The organism is Streptomyces sp. NPDC054840 (assembly GCF_053611065.1).
In genome coordinates this window covers 1-2424 of sequence record NZ_JBSGZP010000895.1, presented here as the reverse complement: position 1 = coordinate 2424, position 2424 = coordinate 1, and the positions used below count along the sequence as shown (strand labels likewise).

Here is a 2424-nt window from a genome sequence, read left to right as displayed (position 1 = left end):
CCGCCAGACTGAAGCCCAGCGCCACCACCAGCTTGCTCCACAGCAGCCGCGCCCGCGGCACCGGCGAGGCGAGCAGGTAGCGCAGCGAGGACCAGCTCGCCTCCGAGGCCACGGTGTCCCCGCAGAACAGGGCCACCGGCACCACCAGCAGGAAGCCGGCCGAGACGAACAGGCAGGTCGCGGCGAAGTTCGCCCCCGAGGCCGTGGCCGTGTCGATCAGGGTGATGCGGCCGTTCCCGCCGCCCCGGCTGCCCGGCCCGCCGCCCACCGCGAACGCGATCATCAGGATGAACGGCAGTGCGGCCAGCACCCCGGCCATCACCAGCGTCCGCCGCCGGCGCCACTGCCGCAGCGCCTCCACGCGCAGCGGGAGCGTACGGCTCGCCCGGTAGCCCGGAGCCACCTCCCGCACCGTCGTCGCCGTACTCACGCCGCACCTCCGATCAGGGTGAGGAACGCGTCCTCCAGTCGCCGGTGCGGTCCTACCCCGCTCACCGGCACCTCCAGCCGCACGAGTTCGGCGATCAGCCCCGCGGCCGTCGCGCCTTCGAGCCGTACGAGCAGCCCGTCATCGGCCGCCACCACGGAACCCACTCCCTCCAGCGCCGCGACCTTCTCGACGCTCACCTCGTCCACCGGCTCCGCCAGCGTCACCAGCAGCGTGTCCCCGCCGCCGGTGATCTCGGCGACCTCGCCCGCCGCGACCCGCCGGCCGCGGTCCATGACCACCAGGTGCGTACAGGACTGTTCCACCTCCGACAGCAGATGGCTGGAGACGATGACCGTCCGGCCGCCCGCGGCGTAGCGGATCATCACGTCCCGCATCTCCCTGATCTGTGGCGGGTCCAGACCGTTCGTCGGCTCGTCGAGGATCAGCAGGTCCGGCATCCCGAGCATGGCCTGCGCGATCGCCAGCCGCTGGCGCATGCCCTGCGAGTACGTGCGTACCGCGCGCTCCAGCGCGTCGCCGAGCCCGGCGATCTCCAGGGCCTCCGCCATGTGCGAGTCCTCGGCCGGGCGGCCGGTGGCCTGCCAGTACAGCTCCAGATTGGCGCGGCCCGTCAGGTGCGGGAGGAACCCGGCACCCTCCACGAAGGCCCCGACCCGGGACAGTACGGGCGCACCGGCCCGTACCGCGTGCCCGAACACCCGGATCTCCCCGGCGTCCGGGGAGATCAGCCCCATCAGCATCCGCAGGGTGGTGGTCTTCCCGGCGCCGTTGGGCCCGAGCAGTCCCAGCACCTGCCCCTTCTCGACGCGGAAGGACAGGTCCCGTACCGCGTACCGGTCCTGCGCCTTCGCGTACCGCTTCGTCAGCCCGGTGATCTCCAGGGGTACGTCGGCCCGTGCGGCCTCCGGCTGCGGCGTGCCGGACCGGGGCCCCGAGGGGCCACGGCCGGGCCGCCGGATCCCGAGCAACGCCGCGGCCAGGGCCACCGCGCCCAGCGGCAGCCACCAGGTCCAGGCGGGCAGCCCGGCCGTGGCGGTCCGTACGTCCGCGGCGACGGGCACGGTCAGCGGGCCCTCCACGGCGACGGTGTAGGTGGCCGGCGCGGCCGGGGTCGCGTAGCCGAGGTCGGTCGCGGCCACCACCAGCCGCAGCCGGTGGCCGGCGACGGCGGCGTGGTCGATCGCGGGCAGTCGCAGCCGCACGGTCGCGCCCTGCTGCGCGTTCTCCACCCGCACCGGGGCGACCAGCTGGCTCGGCAGCACCTGCTGCCGGCCGTCGGGCCCCACGTCGTACAGCTTGCCGAACAGAACGGCCGCACCGTCCGCAGCCGTCGACCTCACCTTCAGGGTGAGGGTCGGGGTGCCGGTGATGCGCAGGTCCTCGGTGAGCGGCGCCGAATCGAACCGGGCGTTCTGGCCCGGGAAGTCCAGCGAGAGCCCGACCCCGAAGGCGGCCAGCTGCCCGCCGATGCCCGGCAGCGAGGACAGGGCGGGAGGCGCGCCCCCCGCAGGATTGGCGAAGGTCTGCTCCCGTCCCGTCAGGGCGAACTCCCGCGGGCCGGAATCCAGCCCGGGGTAGCGCTCGCCGCTCGCACCGCGGAGGGTGACCTCGCCGTCGGTGGAGTCGATGCCTCCGGAGCGCGTGACCCGGAACGCCGGGCCGGTGTCGGCGCCCTCGTCCTCCTTCAGGTGGCGGTCGAACCAGGAGGCAACCCGGGCCTCGGTCCGGTCGGCCTCGCGCATGCCGCCGTCGTGCCCGCCGGCCGCCCAGTCCACGGATACGGGCGCGCCGTTCGCCGCGATGGCCTTGGCCATGGCATCGGCCTGGTCCAGCGGGAAGAGGGAGTCTTCCTGACCCTGGACGATCAAGGTCGGCACCTTGATCCGGTCGCCGACGGCCGACGGGCTGCGCTGCTCCAGCAGGGCGCGGGCCTCGGCATCGGGCGTGCCCGCCACCGCGACGCGTTCGTACAT

At 74.3% G+C, this 2424-nt stretch carries 2 protein-coding genes; both read right to left on the bottom strand.

Annotated elements, in window-relative coordinates:
- A partial coding sequence (locus ACWGIU_RS35620) for an ABC transporter permease (RefSeq protein WP_453712236.1) occupies positions 1 to 430 on the bottom strand: 430 nt, incomplete at its 3' end.
- A partial coding sequence (locus tag ACWGIU_RS35615) for an ATP-binding cassette domain-containing protein (RefSeq protein ID WP_453712235.1) occupies positions 427 to 2424 on the bottom strand: 1998 nt, incomplete at its 5' end. The genes ACWGIU_RS35620 and ACWGIU_RS35615, both read right to left, overlap by 4 nt.